The sequence below is a fragment of the Caballeronia sp. LZ016 genome, assembly GCF_031450805.1.
In the GTDB taxonomy this organism is placed as follows: domain Bacteria; phylum Pseudomonadota; class Gammaproteobacteria; order Burkholderiales; family Burkholderiaceae; genus Caballeronia.
In genome coordinates this window covers 217,660-233,347 of the sequence record NZ_JARTVY010000002.1, presented here as the reverse complement: position 1 = coordinate 233,347, position 15,688 = coordinate 217,660, and the positions used below count along the sequence as shown (strand labels likewise).

At 63.3% G+C, this 15,688-nt stretch carries 17 protein-coding genes; all 17 read right to left on the bottom strand.

Features of this window, described 5'->3' with window-relative positions; genetic code table 11:
* Positions 1-7: 7 nt before the first annotated feature.
* Entirely contained in the window at positions 8-676 is a 669-nt protein-coding gene (locus tag P9220_RS14570; RefSeq protein WP_309765707.1) for a phosphoribosylanthranilate isomerase, read from the bottom strand.
* Entirely contained in the window at positions 673-1,476 is an 804-nt protein-coding gene (truA, locus tag P9220_RS14565; protein WP_309765706.1) for a tRNA pseudouridine(38-40) synthase TruA, read from the bottom strand. The genes P9220_RS14570 and truA overlap by 4 nt, the downstream gene beginning before the upstream one ends.
* 1 nt (position 1,477) lies before the next feature.
* On the bottom strand, positions 1,478-3,400 hold the full coding sequence (locus P9220_RS14560; protein WP_309765705.1) for a FimV/HubP family polar landmark protein: 1,923 nt from the start codon (positions 3,398-3,400) through the stop codon (positions 1,478-1,480).
* Between the two features lie 173 nt (positions 3,401-3,573).
* Positions 3,574-4,695 (bottom strand): aspartate-semialdehyde dehydrogenase, encoded by a 1,122-nt coding sequence (asd, locus tag P9220_RS14555; protein ID WP_309765704.1) that lies wholly within the window; start codon positions 4,693-4,695, stop codon positions 3,574-3,576.
* A gap of 81 nt (positions 4,696-4,776) precedes the next feature.
* Complete coding sequence (locus P9220_RS14550; protein WP_309765703.1) at positions 4,777-4,929, bottom strand: hypothetical protein; 153 nt, start codon at positions 4,927-4,929, stop codon at positions 4,777-4,779.
* 133 nt (positions 4,930-5,062) lie between these two features.
* Positions 5,063-6,130 (bottom strand): 3-isopropylmalate dehydrogenase, encoded by a 1,068-nt coding sequence (gene leuB, locus P9220_RS14545; protein ID WP_309765702.1) that lies wholly within the window; start codon positions 6,128-6,130, stop codon positions 5,063-5,065.
* Between the two features lie 31 nt (positions 6,131-6,161).
* Positions 6,162-6,812, bottom strand: a complete 651-nt coding sequence (gene leuD / locus P9220_RS14540) for a 3-isopropylmalate dehydratase small subunit (protein ID WP_309765701.1) — start codon at positions 6,810-6,812, stop codon at positions 6,162-6,164.
* Positions 6,813-6,836: 24 nt separating this feature from the next.
* Complete coding sequence (gene leuC / locus P9220_RS14535; RefSeq protein ID WP_309765700.1) at positions 6,837-8,246, bottom strand: 3-isopropylmalate dehydratase large subunit; 1,410 nt, start codon at positions 8,244-8,246, stop codon at positions 6,837-6,839.
* Between the two features lie 190 nt (positions 8,247-8,436).
* Positions 8,437-8,808 (bottom strand): PIN domain-containing protein, encoded by a 372-nt coding sequence (locus tag P9220_RS14530; RefSeq protein WP_309765699.1) that lies wholly within the window; start codon positions 8,806-8,808, stop codon positions 8,437-8,439.
* Positions 8,805-9,002 (bottom strand): type II toxin-antitoxin system VapB family antitoxin, encoded by a 198-nt coding sequence (locus tag P9220_RS14525; protein WP_309765698.1) that lies wholly within the window; start codon positions 9,000-9,002, stop codon positions 8,805-8,807. The genes P9220_RS14530 and P9220_RS14525 overlap by 4 nt, the downstream gene beginning before the upstream one ends.
* A gap of 154 nt (positions 9,003-9,156) precedes the next feature.
* Positions 9,157-10,458 (bottom strand): citrate synthase, encoded by a 1,302-nt coding sequence (gene gltA, locus P9220_RS14520; RefSeq protein ID WP_309765697.1) that lies wholly within the window; start codon positions 10,456-10,458, stop codon positions 9,157-9,159.
* A gap of 156 nt (positions 10,459-10,614) precedes the next feature.
* The gene (locus tag P9220_RS14515; protein ID WP_309765696.1) at positions 10,615-10,896 is read right to left on the bottom strand and encodes a succinate dehydrogenase assembly factor 2; all 282 of its coding nucleotides are present in this window, start codon (positions 10,894-10,896) and stop codon (positions 10,615-10,617) included.
* Positions 10,897-10,909: 13 nt separating this feature from the next.
* Positions 10,910-11,614 (bottom strand): succinate dehydrogenase iron-sulfur subunit, encoded by a 705-nt coding sequence (locus P9220_RS14510; RefSeq protein ID WP_035968879.1) that lies wholly within the window; start codon positions 11,612-11,614, stop codon positions 10,910-10,912.
* A gap of 16 nt (positions 11,615-11,630) precedes the next feature.
* On the bottom strand, positions 11,631-13,406 hold the full coding sequence (gene sdhA, locus P9220_RS14505; protein ID WP_309765695.1) for a succinate dehydrogenase flavoprotein subunit: 1,776 nt from the start codon (positions 13,404-13,406) through the stop codon (positions 11,631-11,633).
* A gap of 5 nt (positions 13,407-13,411) precedes the next feature.
* Complete coding sequence (gene sdhD / locus P9220_RS14500; protein WP_309765694.1) at positions 13,412-13,780, bottom strand: succinate dehydrogenase, hydrophobic membrane anchor protein; 369 nt, start codon at positions 13,778-13,780, stop codon at positions 13,412-13,414.
* Positions 13,781-13,782: 2 nt separating this feature from the next.
* Complete coding sequence (gene sdhC / locus P9220_RS14495; RefSeq protein ID WP_309765693.1) at positions 13,783-14,193, bottom strand: succinate dehydrogenase, cytochrome b556 subunit; 411 nt, start codon at positions 14,191-14,193, stop codon at positions 13,783-13,785.
* Between the two features lie 177 nt (positions 14,194-14,370).
* Positions 14,371-15,168: a GntR family transcriptional regulator gene (locus tag P9220_RS14490; RefSeq protein WP_309765692.1), complete on the bottom strand. Its 798-nt coding sequence runs from the start codon at positions 15,166-15,168 to the stop codon at positions 14,371-14,373.
* Positions 15,169-15,688: the final 520 nt, after the last annotated feature.

Sequence of the window (15,688 nt, the reverse complement as noted above, 5' to 3'; positions counted from 1 at the left end):
TTCGGAATCAGCCGGCGTCCGCTTCGCGCACCGCGCGCACGAACGCCGTCATTCGGGCGGGATCTTTCACGCCCTTCGCGCCCGGCACTTCGATGCCGCTGGAGACATCGACCGCGAACGGGCGCACGCGCCGGATGGCGTCACTGACGTTTTGCGTGTTCAACCCACCACTCAAAACGGCCCGATGCCCGAGATCTGTTGGGATAAGTGACCAATCGAATACCTTTCCGCCGCCGCCGAAGCCCTCGACGAGCGCGTCGAGCAGAATGCCGCCTGCGGCTGCATATTTAAGCGACGATTCTACCAAATCGCTTGCGGCCGCATCAGGCCCGACACGCACTGCGCGCCAATAGGGCAAACCCGCAATCGCGGCGAGTTCGGCGCATCGTTCCGGCGTTTCGTCGCCGTGAAACTGCAGGAGCGAAAGCGGCACGCTGGATGTGACTTCCTCGATCCATTCTGGCGTCGCGTTGACGAACAGGCCGACTGCGGCCACTAGCGGCGGCACGTGCCGCGCGAGATCGACGGCCTGCGAAACGCTCACCGAACGGGGGCTCGGCGGGTAGAAGACGAAACCCACCGCGTCCGCGCCGAGCGCGACGGCGTGCTTCACGTCGTCCGCGCGCGAAAGCCCGCAGAGCTTGACTCTCGTTCTATGCAAATCCTGGTTACTCATGTCTGATCGGCCCAGATGGCGCTCCACGGCATGCTCGCGGTATGCGGCGGCGGCACTCCGAAGCGTTCGGGATAGCCGACTGCCGCCAGATAAAGCCCGTCGGGCATGAAAGTCGGTGCGGCGGCGCGACGGTCGCGGGCGGCGAGAACGTCGGCCATCCACGAAACGGGGTGCCGGCCGCGTCCGATCGCGACGAAGCATCCCATCAGGTTGCGCACCATGTGATGCAGGAACGCGTTGGCGCGAAAGCGGAAGTGGACGAAATTCCCCTGTTCGCGCACATCGATGCAATACACGTGCTTGACCGGCGTCTTCGACTGGCAGTCGGCCGCGCGAAACGACGAGAAATCGTGCTCGCCGACGAGGCACGCGGCGGCGTCGCGCATTGCGGCAACGTCGAGCGGCGTGTGCACCCAGCCCGCGCGTTTCGCGAGCATGGGTGAACGCACCGGGTTGACGTACAACACGTAATAGTAGGTGCGCTCGAAGGCCGCGAAACGCGCGTGAAAATCGTCGGGCATCGGCTTGGCCCACTGCACCGCGACCGTTTCCGGCAGAAACGCGTTGGTGCCGCGCACCCAGGAGAATTCGGCGCGATCGAGCTCCGTATCGAAGTGGACGACTTGACCGAGCCCGTGCACGCCCGTATCCGTTCGTCCCGCGACGACCGTCTGCAGCGGCCGCTGTGCAAATTCCGCGAGCGCGCGTTCAAGTTCGTTCTGCACCGTGTTGCCGTGCGGTTGCGATTGCCACCCGCTGAACGCGGCGCCGTCGTACTGAATGCCTAACGCGATGCGCATGTCAGGAATGCGGCGCGAGCGTCGAGAGCAGCGCGGCGGCTTGCTGGCGCGTGGCCGTATCGTTCGATGCGATGACTTCCTGCAGCAACGTGCGCGCGCCGCCGAGATCGCCCAGTTCGATATATTCGACGGCCAGCTCCAGCTTGTTGCGCGCAATCGTCGCGAGTTGCGCCGGGGTCAGCGACGGCAGCGGCTCGCTGTGGCTCGACGGCAAATCCAGGTTGAAATCCAGGCTGAGCGGTCCGAACTGCGTCGCGCCAAGTCCCGCCACGGACGCAGGGCCGGCCGTGCCCGCTTCGATCTGCGCGGCGGCGGACAGCGGCTCCGCTTTCGGCGGATGCGCGATATCCGTCTCGGCGACCGGCTGCGGCACGAAGGGCACCGGTTCGATCGGCGTCTGCCGGTCTTGCAGCGCAGGCTCCGCATCGGCAACGGCGGGCGTCGCGAGCGTCAGTTCCATGCGCGGCGGCAAACCGAGGTCGAGCGAATCCAGCGCCTCGACCGCCTCGGTCGGAAATTTGGGCATCGGGAAACGATCGCCGGGCGCCGGTTCGCCGTCTTCCGCGGGTTCTTCCTGATGCGCGTCGCGATGCGCCGCGTGTTCGGCCTGCGCCTGTGCATCCCGCAATTCGGCCTCGCGCGCGATGATCTCCCGCGCTGCGGCCTCTCGGGCCTGCTGCGCCTGCGCTTCCTGTTCGGCGGCTTCGCGGGCGTCGCCTTCGCGGCGCGCTATTTCAGCGGCGAGCGCATCCCGCGCCGCTGCTTCGCGTGCGCGAATTTCGCGTTCTTCGGCCTCCTGCGTCGCGGCTTGCAGGGCCGCCGCCTGGCGTTCTTCAGCTTCCCATTTTTCGGCCTCGCGTGCCGCGGCTTCGCGCGCGGCGATTTCGCGGTCGTGGGCTTCACGTTCCTGTTCGTCCTCCGAAGCCGCGTGTGGCGGCGGCACGAAGCCGGCGTGAAGCGCGGCGGGCGGCGACGGCACGAACGGCGCGGACGGCGCGGCGGGTTGGGTTCCCGTTTCGACGGACGGGGCGGCATTGTCGTCGGATGGCGCGGCGAACGACTGAGCCGCCTCATAGCTTTCGATGCTCGCCGCCACCGCGTTCAGTTCCGACTCGTCGCGCTGGACCGCCTTGCCTTCGAGATCGGCAGCGCCCGTGTCCGCGAGTCGTGCAGGAAAAGCGGGCGTGACCGTCGGGCGCTGACGACGCTTCGCGTCGGCCTCGGCTTGCGCATTTGCCCGCCGACGCCGCGCGCTGCGCCACATCATCAGGAGGAACAGCAGCACGAGTACCGCGATCGCGAGACCCAGCAGCATCGGATCGAGACCGACACGGCGCGCAGGCGTGGTTTCGGCGATCGCTGCGCTAGCCGCCGGTTCGACGGCCGGCGCGGTCTGTGGCTCCGACGCCGGCTCAACGGCGGAAGCCGGCTCGACGCCCGCTGCCGCCGGCGCAACGTCGGACGCCGCTTCAGCCGTCACTTCCGGCGCAGACGTCGCGGGCGCTGTGGGAGCGGCCACAGGCGCACTGGACTGATCCGTGCCGACAGGACCCTGCGGCGCCGATGCCCCGCCCGTATCGCTCGCCGGAACGTTCAGCACTGCGCCGAGCTTGAGCCTGTTGATGTCGTGGCCCGCGAACGCGTTCGGATTCGCATCGAAGAGCGCACGCGCCATCTTCTCCCTGACGGCGCGCTCTTTGGAACCGGTGAGTTCGCCGGCAACGTCGCTGAGCGACTGTCCGGGCTTGACCGTGTACCGCTGGCCGGGCGCGACGGCCACCGAGGCGTTGTCCGCGGCTGCACCGCTTGCCTGCGCGAGCGCCGCGCCGGGGTTCGTCCAGAGCAGCGTGCAGATGGCGACGCTTGCCGCGGCGAGCGCCGCACGCGATGACGGGATGAAGGACCGGCGGGGTCGTCGAATCATTGAAACTCCAAGGTACGGCAAAAAATTGAAACAGGAACGCAGAACGAGAGCCGAAACCGGTGGCGTCCGGCGTCCGCACGCAGTCGCAAGAACGGGCCGCAGAAAACAAAAAAGCGCCGCGATTAACGCGACGCTTTTTCTTCGAGTCCGCGCTTTCTGGCGCGTAGTTTACTTTACTTGTCCAACAGAATGCGAAGCATGCGGCGCAGTGGCTCGGCAGCGCCCCACAGAAGCTGGTCGCCGACCGTGAACGCCGACAGATACTCCCCGCCCATCGCGAGCTTGCGCAGACGGCCCACCGGCACCGTCAGCGTGCCTGTGACCACGGCGGGCGACAGATCGCGCATCGACGCTTCGCGCTCGTTGGGCACGACCTTCACCCAGTCGTTCGCGGAAGCGAGAATGCCGTTGATTTCGTCGAGCGGCACGTCCTTGTTCAGTTTGATGGTCAGAGCCTGCGAGTGGCAACGCATTGCGCCGATCCGCACGCAGAGGCCATCGACGGGAATCGAACCCGGCTCGCCCATGGCAGGCTTGCCCAGAATCTTGTTGGTTTCCGCGCCGCCCTTCCACTCTTCCTTCGACATGCCGTTGCCGAGATCCTTGTCGATCCACGGAATCAGCGAGCCGGCGAGCGGCACGCCGAAATGCTCGGTCGGCATGGCGTCACTGTTCATGGTCGACAGAACCTTGCGGTCAATGTCCAGAATGGCCGACGACGGATTCGCGAGATCGCCCGCCACGGACGCGTTCAGCGCGCCCATTTGCGACAGCAGTTCGCGCATGTTCTGCGCACCCGCGCCCGACGCGGCCTGATAGGTCATGGCCGTCATCCAGTCGACGAGGTTCTCGCGGAACAGGCCGCCCAGCGCCATCAGCATCAGGCTGACCGTGCAGTTGCCGCCGACGAAATCGCGCCCGCCCTTGACGAGCGAATCCTTGATGACGTTCAGGTTGACCGGATCGAGAATGATGACCGCGTCGTCCTTCATGCGCAGCGCCGACGCCGCGTCGATCCAGTAGCCCTTCCAGCCCGCCGCGCGCAGCTTCGGATACACGTCGTTGGTGTAGTCGCCGCCCTGGCAGGTGATGATGGCGTCGCACTTCTTCAGGTCGTCGATGCTCGTTGCGTCCTTGAGCTTCGTCTCGTTTTTGGCGAACGACGGCGCGTTGCCGCCCGCATTGCTGGTGCTGAAAAACACCGGTTCGATCAGGTCGAAATCGCCTTCCTGCTGCATGCGCTGCATCAGGACGCTGCCGACCATACCGCGCCAACCAACGAGACCTACGTTCATGACTAACCTTATGTGTGGATTCTTCCCCGCATCCTTGCCCGGCGTGGCCGCGCGGGGAAGACGCTCGGACACGAGGGACGATCAGCGAATCGTGATCGCTTTGATGGAGATTTTCGTAATGCGCGTTTTCGACGTGGCAATGACGTCGATGCGCTTGACGATGGCGAGACCCGTCGCGCGAGCGTCGATGCCGCGACCGATGGAATCCGTAGAGAATTGAGAGTGCTTCGCCATGGCCAAACAATATACACGATATGCGGTGCGTTCGTCCGCAGTTACGCCATGCGTCCCGAATCGATTCGGATAACGCGTCAATGCTACCGATTCGGCCGCCCTGAAAGAAACGGCCGATCGTTTCAGCAAGCGATTACAGCGCGGCGAGCACTGCCTCGCCCATTTCCTTCGTGCCGACGGTCTTGCCGTCCTGCGTCGCGATATCGCCGGTGCGGTAGCCCTGCTCCAGCACCTTCTTCACCGCGCTTTCGATGCGGTCCGCCTGCTCGGCTTTCCCGAGCGAATAGCGGAGCATCATGGCCGCCGACAGGATGGTCGCCAGCGGATTGGCCACGCCCTTGCCCGCGATATCGGGCGCGGAACCGTGCGACGGCTCGTACAGGCCCTTGTTGTTCTTGTCGAGCGACGCGGACGGCAGCATGCCGATCGAGCCGGTCAGCATCGCGGCTTCGTCCGAGAGGATGTCGCCGAACATGTTGCCGGTCACGACGACGTCGAACGCCTTCGGCGCCTTGACGAGCTGCATCGCCGCATTATCGACATACATATGCGACAGCTCGACGTCCGGGTATTCCTTCGCGACGTCGATCATCGTGTCGCGCCACAGTTGCGAGGTTTCCAGCACGTTGGCCTTGTCGACGCTCGTCAGCTTCTTCTGGCGCTTCTGCGCGGCGGCGAACGCCACGTGCGCGATGCGGCGCACTTCCGGCTCCGAATAGCGCATCGTGTCGAAGCCTTCGCGCGCGCCTTCGAACGGGCCGTCCGGAGCCTGACGCACCCCGCGCGGCTGGCCGAAGTAGATGTCGCCGTTCAGTTCGCGCACGATCAGAATGTCGAGTCCCGACACGATCTCCGGCTTAAGCGACGAAGCGGCCGTCAATTGCGGATAGCAGATAGCCGGGCGGAAGTTCGCGAACAGTTGCAGATGCTTGCGCAGTCCGAGGATGGCCTGTTCGGGACGCAGCGCGCGCTCGAGCGTGTCGTACTTCCAGTCGCCGACTGCGCCGAAGAGGATTGCATCGGCTTCTTTCGCGAGCGCAAGCGTCGATTCCGGCAGCGGATGTCCATGGGCTTCATAACCCGCGCCGCCGACGGGCGCTTCTTCCAGCTCGAACTTTTCGCCGAGCGCGTTCAGGACTTTGACCGCTTCGGCCATGATTTCGGGGCCGATCCCGTCGCCGGGGAGCACTGCAATTTTCATCGTCTCTTCCTTCAACGTGTGCGCGCGCCGATTATCCGATCACGCGATTATTCAACCACGGCTGCTTCGCGAGCCGCTCCGCTTCGAACGCCTTGATCTTGTCCGCATGACGCAGCGTCAGACCGATATCGTCGAAACCGTTCAGCAGACAGAATTTGCGGAAGCCGGGGACTTCGAACGGATATTCGGCGCCGTCGCCGGTTCGCACGACTTGGGCTTCGAGATCGATCGTCAGCTTGAAGCCGACGAACGCATACGTCTCGTTGAAAAGTTTGTCCACCTGCTGCTCCGACAGCACGACCGGCAACAGGCCGTTCTTGAAGCAGTTGTTATAGAAAATGTCCGCGAAACTCGGGGCGATGATCGCGCGAAAACCGTACTGATCCAGCGCCCACGGCGCGTGCTCCCGCGAACTGCCGCAGCCGAAGTTCTTGCGCGTCAGCAGAATCGACGCGCCCTGATAGCGCGGCTGGTTCAGCACGAAGTCCGGATTGAGCGGACGCGTGCTGTTGTCCTGCCCGGGCTGGCCGACATCGAGATAACGCCATTCGTCGAAGGCATTCGGGCCGAAGCCCGTGCGCTTGATGGACTTGAGAAACTGCTTGGGGATGATCGCGTCGGTGTCGACGTTCTCGCGATCCAGCGGCGCCACGAGCCCGCTATGAACAGTGAATTTTTCCATGGTCTTTCTCAGTATCCCGATTGATCACGCGAGCTTGCGAACATCGACGAAATGGCCTTCGATCGCGGCGGCGGCGGCCATCGCCGGACTGACCAGATGCGTGCGGCCGCCCGCGCCCTGACGTCCTTCGAAGTTGCGGTTCGACGTGGACGCGCAGCGCTCGCCCGGATCCAGCCGGTCGGCATTCATCGCGAGGCACATCGAGCAACCCGGCTCGCGCCATTCGAAACCGGCGTTCGTGAAGATCTTGTCGAGCCCTTCGCGCTCGGCCTGCGCCTTCACGAGACCCGAACCCGGCACCACCATCGCGAGCCGCACGCTCGGCGCAACGCGCTTGCCGAGCGACTTCACCACATACGCCGCCGCGCGCAGGTCTTCGATGCGCGCGTTCGTGCATGAGCCGATGAAAATCTTGTCCGGCTTGATCGATTCGATCGGCGTGTTCGGCTGCAGCGCCATGTAGGTCAGCGCGCGTTCCATCGCGTCGCGCTTGACGGGATCTTTTTCACGCTCGGGATCAGGCACGCGGCCGTCGATCGACGTCACCATTTCCGGCGACGTGCCCCACGTCACCTGCGGCACGATCTCGGCGGCGTTGATCTCGACGACGCGATCGAACTGCGCGCCATCGTCCGAGTTGAACTGACGCCAGTATTCCACCGCCTGATCCCACTCGACGCCCTGCGGCGAATACGGCCGGTCCTTCAGATAGTTGATGGTCGTATCGTCGACGGCGACCATGCCCGCGCGCGCGCCCGCTTCGATCGCCATGTTGCAGACGGTCATGCGGCCTTCCATCGTCAGCGAGCGGATGGTCGAGCCGCCGAACTCGATTGCGTAACCCGTGCCGCCCGCCGTGCCGATCTTGCCGATGACCGCGAGCACGATGTCCTTCGCGGTGCAACCGCGCGGCAGCGGCCCTTCGACCTTGACGAGCATGTTCTTGCTCTTCTTCTGCAGAAGCGTCTGCGTGGCGAGGACGTGCTCGACTTCCGACGTGCCGATGCCGTGCGCGAGGGCGCCGAATGCGCCGTGCGTCGACGTATGCGAATCCCCGCAGACGATGGTCATGCCCGGCAGCGTCGCGCCCTGTTCCGGCCCGATGATGTGCACGATGCCCTGACGCAGATCGTTCATCTTGAACTGCGTGATGCCGAATTCATCGCAATTGGCGTCGAGCGTGTCGACCTGCAGCTTCGAGACCGGATCGGCGATGCCGTGCGAGCGGTCGGTCGTCGGAACGTTGTGGTCGGAGACGGCGAGATTCGCGCTGATGCGCCATACGGGGCGCTCGGCCAGCTTCAGACCTTCGAACGCTTGCGGGCTCGTGACTTCGTGGAGCAGATGACGATCGATATAGAGGATGGAGGTGCCGTCCTCTTCCGTGTGGATGACGTGCGTGTTCCACAACTTGTCGTAAAGAGTCTGTGACATGGTGAGCGCTTTCGTGGGTGACTGCGGGGTGTATTGGGAAGCGGCTTGTTGGACGATTATGCCACCTCCGCGCCGGCGCGTGGTACTAGGCTAGGCGAAAAAAGCGTGAAGAAACAGTGGGTTATCGTAGTGGTGGCGATACCTGGATGGGGAGTACCTGCCTGGGCGTTGTTGTTGCACCCGGATGCAATCAATGTCCAAGCATCGCGGCCAGACCAAGCTCCGATGCGACCTTGTGCAGGCGCTTGTCCCGCGTCCAGATGCTCACGCCCGCGCTTAAACGAGCGGACGCCAACAACGACGTGTCGACGAATCCAATGCCCCGGTTGAACAGCTTCTCCCGCTCGATCAGGAAAAAGACTTCCTCAGGCGTCGCCACAGACGCTTGGGGCAGATCGCGCAGCGCACCGAGCACGATATCGCGCGCGCGTAGGCTGCCGAGCGATATTTCCCCGATCACGAAGGGATGTGCCAGGACGCGTTCCTCGCTGAGCAGATCGACGAGCACGGGTTCCGAGGCGTTGATGTGGTCGATCCACACGGATGTATCGACGAGAATCATTCGGCGTCCTGCCGGCGACGCGGCGCTCCTTCGACGCCGGGCTGGCTTCCACCCAGACTGGCGAGGCGTCGGGCGGCCTCCCGCTGGATCAGGGCTTTGAGCGCCTCGCGGACGAGCGCCGATTTCTCGGCGACGCCGGTATAGGCTTGCGCCTTAGCGAGCAAATCGTCGTCGAGTGCGATGGTTGTACGCATGGATATCTCCTTTGTCAGGCACACATCGTAGCATCAAACGATGTCACCATGCGTGCCGATGGTGTCCACGCACAGGCCGCGCAAAAAGCAAAAAAAGCCCCGGCAGTCACCCGCCGGGGCTTCGAAACGCACTCTGCTCTACCGCATCAACCGATCAACGCTTGTCGACAGCCTTCGCTTCACGCGGCGTCTGGCCGATGAACAACTGGCGCGGACGGCCGATCTTCTGCTCGGGGTCGGCGATCATCTCGTTCCACTGCGCGATCCAGCCCACCGTACGCGCCATCGCGAAGATGCACGTGAACATCGACGTCGGGATGCCCAGCGCGCGCTGCACGATGCCCGAGTAGAAGTCGACGTTCGGGTACAGCTTGCGCGACACGAAGTATTCGTCTTCCAGCGCGATCTTTTCCAGTTCCATCGCGAGCTTGAAGAGCGGGTCGTCGTGCAGGCCGAGCTCGTTCAGCACTTCGTGGCAGGTTTCGCGCATCAGCTTCGCGCGCGGGTCGTAGTTCTTGTAGACGCGGTGACCGAAGCCCATCAGCTTCACGCCCGAGTTCTTGTCCTTCACCTGCTTGATGAACTCGGGAATGTTGTCGACCGAGCCGATTTCCTCCAGCATGTTCAGCGCGGCTTCGTTCGCGCCGCCGTGCGCCGGGCCCCACAGACATGCGATGCCCGCAGCGATACACGCGAACGGATTCGCGCCCGACGAACCCGCGAGACGCACCGTCGACGTCGACGCGTTCTGCTCGTGGTCCGCGTGCAGAATCAGGATACGGTCGAGCGCTCGCACGAGCACGTCGTTGACCTTGTACTCTTCGCACGGGTTCGCGAACATCATGTGCATGAAGTTCGCGCTGTACGACAGCTCGTTGCGCGGATACACGAACGGCTGGCCGATGCTGAACTTGTACGCCATGGCGACGAGCGTCGGCAGCTTCGCAATCATGCGGATTGCGGAGACTTCGCGGTGACGCGGATCGTTGATGTTCAGCGAGTCGTGATAGAACGCCGACAGCGCGCCGACCGCCGCCGTCAGGACCGCCATCGGGTGCGCGTCGCGACGGAAGCCGCGGAAGAAGAAGTGCATCTGCTCGTGCACCATCGTGTGACGCGTTACCGTGTCCACGAATTCCTTGTTCTGCGCAGCCGTGGGCAACTCGCCCTTCAGCAGCAGATAGCAGGTCTCGAGAAAGTCGGCGTTCACGGCCAACTGCTCGATCGGGTAGCCGCGATACAGCAGCTCGCCCTTGTCGCCGTCGATGTAGGTGATCGCCGAATTGCACGCCGCCGTCGACATGAAGCCCGGGTCATACGTGAACTTGCCGGTCTGACCGTACAACTTGCGGATGTCGATCACGTCGGGGCCCATCGTGCCCTTGTAGATCGGCATTTCGACGCTCGGCGAGTTGTCGCTGAACGATAGCGTGGCTTTAACATCTGACGGGGTCATAGCACATCCTCAATCGAAGTATGGATACAGGTTTTCGATAATTTGCACGACGGAAGCTGCGCGGCAGGACTGCACGATCGACCGCTGTCTGCTCTCGGCCGCCTGGCGCCCGGACTCAGGGCGCATTGTGCAAAACTCCGGGGATTTCTGCCGAAATCACACGGAACGCAGCATCTGAATCACGCGAATCACGTCCGGCGTGGCAAGCTCGCCTTCCGGCTCGGTCCGTGCGAGCAGCAGGTCCATCAGTTCGTTGTCGCTCAGCTCCAGCAGGCGGGTCAGAGCGGCCACGTCGGCGTCACTGAGGTCATGCTCATATCGGCTGAAAAAACGCTCGAAGATCAGATCGTTTTCCAGCAGGCCGCGCCGTGCGCGCCACCGAAGGCGCGCGCGGCGAAGAGGGTCGGACTGGTGAGCGCTGTCTTGCTTGTCGACCATTGCATCGTCCCTTTCAGACAGCCCGGCGCACCATCAATTCCTTGATCTTGCCGATCGCCTTCGTCGGGTTGAGCCCCTTCGGGCACACGTCGACGCAGTTCATGATCGTGTGGCAACGGAACAGACGATACGGATCTTCCAGGTTGTCGAGGCGCTCGCCGGTTGCCTGGTCGCGGCTGTCCGCGATGAAGCGATAGGCTTGCAGCAAGCCCGCCGGTCCGACGAACTTGTCCGGATTCCACCAGAAGCTCGGGCACGACGTCGAGCAGCTCGCGCACAGAATGCACTCGTACAGGCCGTCCAGCTCGTCGCGCTCGACCGGCGACTGCAGACGCTCCTTCTCGGGCGGCGGCGTGTCGTTGATCAGGTACGGCTTGATCGAGTGATACTGGTTGAAGAACTGCGTGAAGTCGCAAATCAGGTCGCGCACGACCGGCAGGCCCGGCAGCGGACGCAGCACGATGCGCTCCGGCAGATCGTTCAGGTTCGTCAGGCACGCGAGGCCGTTCTTGCCGTTGATGTTCATCGCGTCCGAACCGCACACGCCTTCGCGGCACGAACGGCGGAACGACAAGGTTTCATCCAGCGCCTTCAGCTTTACCAATGCGTCCAGCAACATGCGTTCGTGCGAGTCGATTTCGAGCTCGTAACGCTGCATGCGCGGGGCCGCGTCCTTGTCCGGATCGTAGCGGTAGACTTCAAAAATACGTTTTGCCATTTCGATTCCCTTGCCCTTAGAAGGTGCGCGCCTTCGGCGGCACCGATTCGACCGTCAGCGGCTTCATCTGGACCGGCTTGTAGTCGAGGCGATTGCCTTCGCTGAACCACAGCGTATGGCGCATCCAGTTGTCGTCGTCGCGATGCTCGTAGTCGCTGTGCGCGTGCGCGCCGCGGCTTTCCTTGCGCGCTTCGGCCGAGACCATCGTCGCGCGGGCGACTTCGATCAGGTTCGCCAGTTCGAGCGCTTCGACCTTAGCGGTGTTGAACACCTTCGATTTGTCTTTCAGATGCACGTGCTTCACGCGCTCCGCCAGTTCCGCGATCTTGCCGACGCCTTCCGACAGCAGCTTCGACGTACGGAACACGCCGGCATGCGCCTGCATCGTCGAGCGGATGTCGTTCGCGATGTTCTGCGTGTATTCGCCCGAGGTCGACTTCTCCAGAACGGCGAGACGCTCGAGCGCGAAGTCGGCGGCATCGGCCGGCAGCGGCTTGTGCTCGCGCGATTCCTTCGCGTACTTGATGATGTGATTGCCCGCCGCGCGGCCGAACACCACCAGGTCGAGCAGCGAGTTCGTGCCCAGGCGGTTCGCGCCGTGGACCGACACGCACGAGCATTCGCCCACTGCGTAGAAGCCGTTCACCGGTTCGTTGTAGCCGTTCGACGTGCCGACGACCTGCCCGTGCATGTTCGTCGGAATCCCGCCCATCTGATAGTGGATGGTCGGAACGACGGGGATCGGCTCCTTGATGCAGTCGACGTTCGCGAACTTCAGCGCGATCTCGCGAATGGACGGCAGACGCTTCATGATCGTCTCGGCGCCGATGTGCGACAGGTCGAGCAGCACGTGATCCTTGTTCGGACCCACGCCACGGCCTTCCTTGATTTCCTGGTCCATCGAGCGCGAAACGAAGTCGCGCGGCGCCAGGTCCTTCAAGGTGGGCGCATAGCGCTCCATGAAGCGGTCGCCGTTCGAATTGCGCAGAATGCCGCCTTCGCCGCGCACGCCTTCGGTGATCAGCACGCCCGCGCCGGCCACGCCGGTCGGGTGGAACTGCCAGAACTCCATGTCCTGCAAAGCGATGCCCGAACGCGCCGCCATGCCGAGGCCGTCGCCCGTATTGATGAACGCATTCGTCGATGCCGCGAAGATGCGGCCCGCGCCGCCCGTGGCGAACAGCGTGGTCTTGCCTTCGAGGATATAGACTTCGCCCGTTTCCATCTCGAGCGCGGTCACGCCGAGCACGTCGCCGTCGGCGTCGCGGATCAGGTCCAGCGCCATCCATTCGACGAAGAAGTGCGTCTTGGCCGCGACGTTCTGCTGATACAGCGTGTGCAAGAGCGCGTGGCCGGTACGGTCCGCCGCGGCGCAAGCGCGCTGCACCGGCTTTTCGCCGTAGTTCGCGGTGTGGCCGCCGAACGGGCGCTGATAAATGGTGCCGTCCGCGTTGCGGTCGAACGGCATGCCCATGTGTTCGAGTTCGTAGACTGCGTTCGGCGCTTCACGGCACATGAACTCGATCGCGTCCTGGTCGCCGAGCCAGTCGGAGCCCTTGATCGTGTCGTAGAAGTGATAGTGCCAGTTGTCTTCGCTCATGTTGCCGAGCGATGCGCCGATGCCGCCTTGCGCCGCGACGGTGTGCGAGCGCGTCGGGAACACCTTCGACAGCACCGCGACCGACAGGCCCGCCCGCGCGAGTTGCAGCGATGCGCGCATGCCCGAGCCGCCCGCGCCGACGATGACCACGTCGAAACGGCGACGCGGCAGGGAAGTCTTGATTGCAGCCATGTTCTTTAAACTCTCCAGAGAATCTGTGCAGCGTAGCCGGCGCATCCGATGAGCCAGAGCACGGTCAGCACCGTCAGGAACAGGCGCAGGCCGACCGGCTTCACGTAATCCATCCAGATGTCGCGCATGCCGACATACGCGTGATAGAAGAGCGAAAGCAAGGCTACGAAAGTGGCGAGCTTCATCCACTGCATTGCGAAGATGGACGCCCAGCCTTCATAGGAGAAGTTGCGCGCGCCGAAGAACAGCACGAGCAGGACGAGCGTATAGACAGCAACGACGATGGCGGTAATGCGCTGCGCGAGCCATTCACCGAGGCCGTAGTGCGCGCCGACGACCAGGCGCTTCGGGCCGACTCTGTTTTGCGTACCCATTATTAGAAGGCTCCGAAAAGTTTCAACGCGACGACGAACGTCAGCAGCAGCGACACGACGAGCACCGCCAGCGCGGTCTGACGGCCGCCTTCCTTGTTCACGGCGACGTGGGTGTCGAGCACGAGAAAGCGGATGCCGGCGCAGAAGTGATGCAGATACGCCCAGGACAGCACGAGCGTGATGATCTTGACGATGGGGTGGGCCAGAAAGCCTTTGAATGCGTCGAAACTAATTTCCGACGTCAGACTCTGATCGAGCAGATAGAGAAGGAACGGCAGTGCAACGAAGAGCAGCAAGCCGCTGATACGGTGCAGGATGGAGACCTTCCCTGCTAGCGGCAAGCGATATTTCGCAATCTGTCCAAGCCCGATGTTCCGGTACTCGGGCCTTGGTTTTTTTACGGCTTCAGCCATGCTAGACCCCAACTTGTTATTACACTAACCCGCGATTTTAGCGCCTTTTTATTTCACGCTGCAGGGAAAACCCGCCCAAGAGACTATTGCTGCACGCGTGAAAATGGCGAACGTGAATGCTTTGTCGATGCTCCGCGAGTCCTTCAGCCGATGCCCGCGGCCCCAGTATTCATTCGGTCAACTCAAGTCGTTCTGATAGTAATAGCCGGTCGTGACATACCAGCCGCGACGCACTTCCACCGGGCGATCGCCGTAGGTGTAGGAGATCCGCTCGACCGACAGGAGCGGAAAACCGGGCTGTACTTCCAGCAATTTCGCGACCGGCTCGTCGGCCGCCACCGCGCGGATCTTCTCCGACGCCCGGATCATGCGCGTGCCGAAGTCGGTCTCGAACATCGCGTAGAGCGGACCCTTGTAATCGGCGAGCCGCTCCGCCGTCAGCCCGCGGAAGATTGCGCCCGGCAGCCAGATTTCGTCGAACACGGTCGTGACGCCGTCGAACTGCAGCAGGCGCTTGATGAGCACCACGGGATCGGCGGGCTTGAGATCGAGCTGACGCGCGATTTCGGCAGGCGCACGCAGGCGCCGGCATTCGAGCAGGCGGCTCACGTGGGGATGGACGTCGCCATCGTCGGGCAGAAGGCGAAGGAAGCGGAACTGCACGCGATCTTCGCTGTGCGTCGCAACGAACGTGCCCTTTCCCTGGCGGCGCACGAGAAGATTGTCGGCGGCGAGTTCGTCGATAGCCTTGCGGACCGTGCCCTGGCTTACCTTGTAGCGGGCAGCCAGTTCCACTTCGCTCGGAATGATTTCGCCCGGCTTCCATTCGCCCGATTCGAGGCCCTGCGTGATGAGCGCCTTGATCTGCTGATACAGCGGGCTGAATGTCGGCGACGGCGCGCCCGCGGCTTCGGCCGACTGTGCGTTGCCGTTCGGTGGGGTGGTGCTCGCCGGGTTTGCCGCGTTGGAATTCATGCCGCGCATTTCAACACAAACGGCTGTCGCGCGTCCACATTTTCACGCACGATCCTATGTCTTATATAAGACATAAGATACTGTTGACTTTGCCTCCGACCAATCCTACACTCCTTGTCGAGCAAGGGTTTGCGGGTCGCTGCGCAGTCCGTGGAAAGTTCGTTCAGACCGGTTTTTTCGGCGGTTTTCGCCGCAAAGGCGCGGCGTTCGGCCAGTCACGGGGCGCGTCGCCAACCGCCAGGCACGCCCTTTCGCTTCCGCCTCACGCCGATCGGCCAATCGATTCGCGCGCCGCTGCCTGTCTATCGCCTCGCAACGTTCAGCGCCGTCTCGAAAGGGCGCTTGTCCGTCAGACTCTAGCGAATGGCCGTCCCCTCACGTCATACCGCGCAATCTCTCGCTCGAAGAAGAATTCATGGCATGACAGCCATGCCGTCACGCTTTCATGCCGCGCCATGCGTGGCGCCCCTACCGGGACGAGCGGCGGCATGGCTGGCATGTCTTCATCAACGCTTCGCGT

Bases quoted from the DNA above. Each gene is read 5' to 3' on its own strand.
- P9220_RS14570 (WP_309765707.1), bottom strand. From the start codon at position 676: ATGAGTAACCAGGATTTGCATAGAACGAGAGTCAAGCTCTGCGGGCTT.
- truA (WP_309765706.1), bottom strand. From the start codon at position 1,476: ATGCGCATCGCGTTAGGCATTCAGTACGACGGCGCCGCGTTCAGCGGG.
- P9220_RS14560 (WP_309765705.1), bottom strand. From the start codon at position 3,400: ATGATTCGACGACCCCGCCGGTCCTTCATCCCGTCATCGCGTGCGGCG.
- asd (WP_309765704.1), bottom strand. From the start codon at position 4,695: ATGAACGTAGGTCTCGTTGGTTGGCGCGGTATGGTCGGCAGCGTCCTG.
- P9220_RS14550 (WP_309765703.1), bottom strand. From the start codon at position 4,929: ATGGCGAAGCACTCTCAATTCTCTACGGATTCCATCGGTCGCGGCATC.
- leuB (WP_309765702.1), bottom strand. From the start codon at position 6,130: ATGAAAATTGCAGTGCTCCCCGGCGACGGGATCGGCCCCGAAATCATG.
- leuD (WP_309765701.1), bottom strand. From the start codon at position 6,812: ATGGAAAAATTCACTGTTCATAGCGGGCTCGTGGCGCCGCTGGATCGC.
- leuC (WP_309765700.1), bottom strand. From the start codon at position 8,246: ATGTCACAGACTCTTTACGACAAGTTGTGGAACACGCACGTCATCCAC.
- P9220_RS14530 (WP_309765699.1), bottom strand. From the start codon at position 8,808: ATGATTCTCGTCGATACATCCGTGTGGATCGACCACATCAACGCCTCG.
- P9220_RS14525 (WP_309765698.1), bottom strand. From the start codon at position 9,002: ATGCGTACAACCATCGCACTCGACGACGATTTGCTCGCTAAGGCGCAA.
- gltA (WP_309765697.1), bottom strand. From the start codon at position 10,458: ATGACCCCGTCAGATGTTAAAGCCACGCTATCGTTCAGCGACAACTCG.
- P9220_RS14515 (WP_309765696.1), bottom strand. From the start codon at position 10,896: ATGGTCGACAAGCAAGACAGCGCTCACCAGTCCGACCCTCTTCGCCGC.
- P9220_RS14510 (WP_035968879.1), bottom strand. From the start codon at position 11,614: ATGGCAAAACGTATTTTTGAAGTCTACCGCTACGATCCGGACAAGGAC.
- sdhA (WP_309765695.1), bottom strand. From the start codon at position 13,406: ATGGCTGCAATCAAGACTTCCCTGCCGCGTCGCCGTTTCGACGTGGTC.
- sdhD (WP_309765694.1), bottom strand. From the start codon at position 13,780: ATGGGTACGCAAAACAGAGTCGGCCCGAAGCGCCTGGTCGTCGGCGCG.
- sdhC (WP_309765693.1), bottom strand. From the start codon at position 14,193: ATGGCTGAAGCCGTAAAAAAACCAAGGCCCGAGTACCGGAACATCGGG.
- P9220_RS14490 (WP_309765692.1), bottom strand. From the start codon at position 15,168: ATGAATTCCAACGCGGCAAACCCGGCGAGCACCACCCCACCGAACGGC.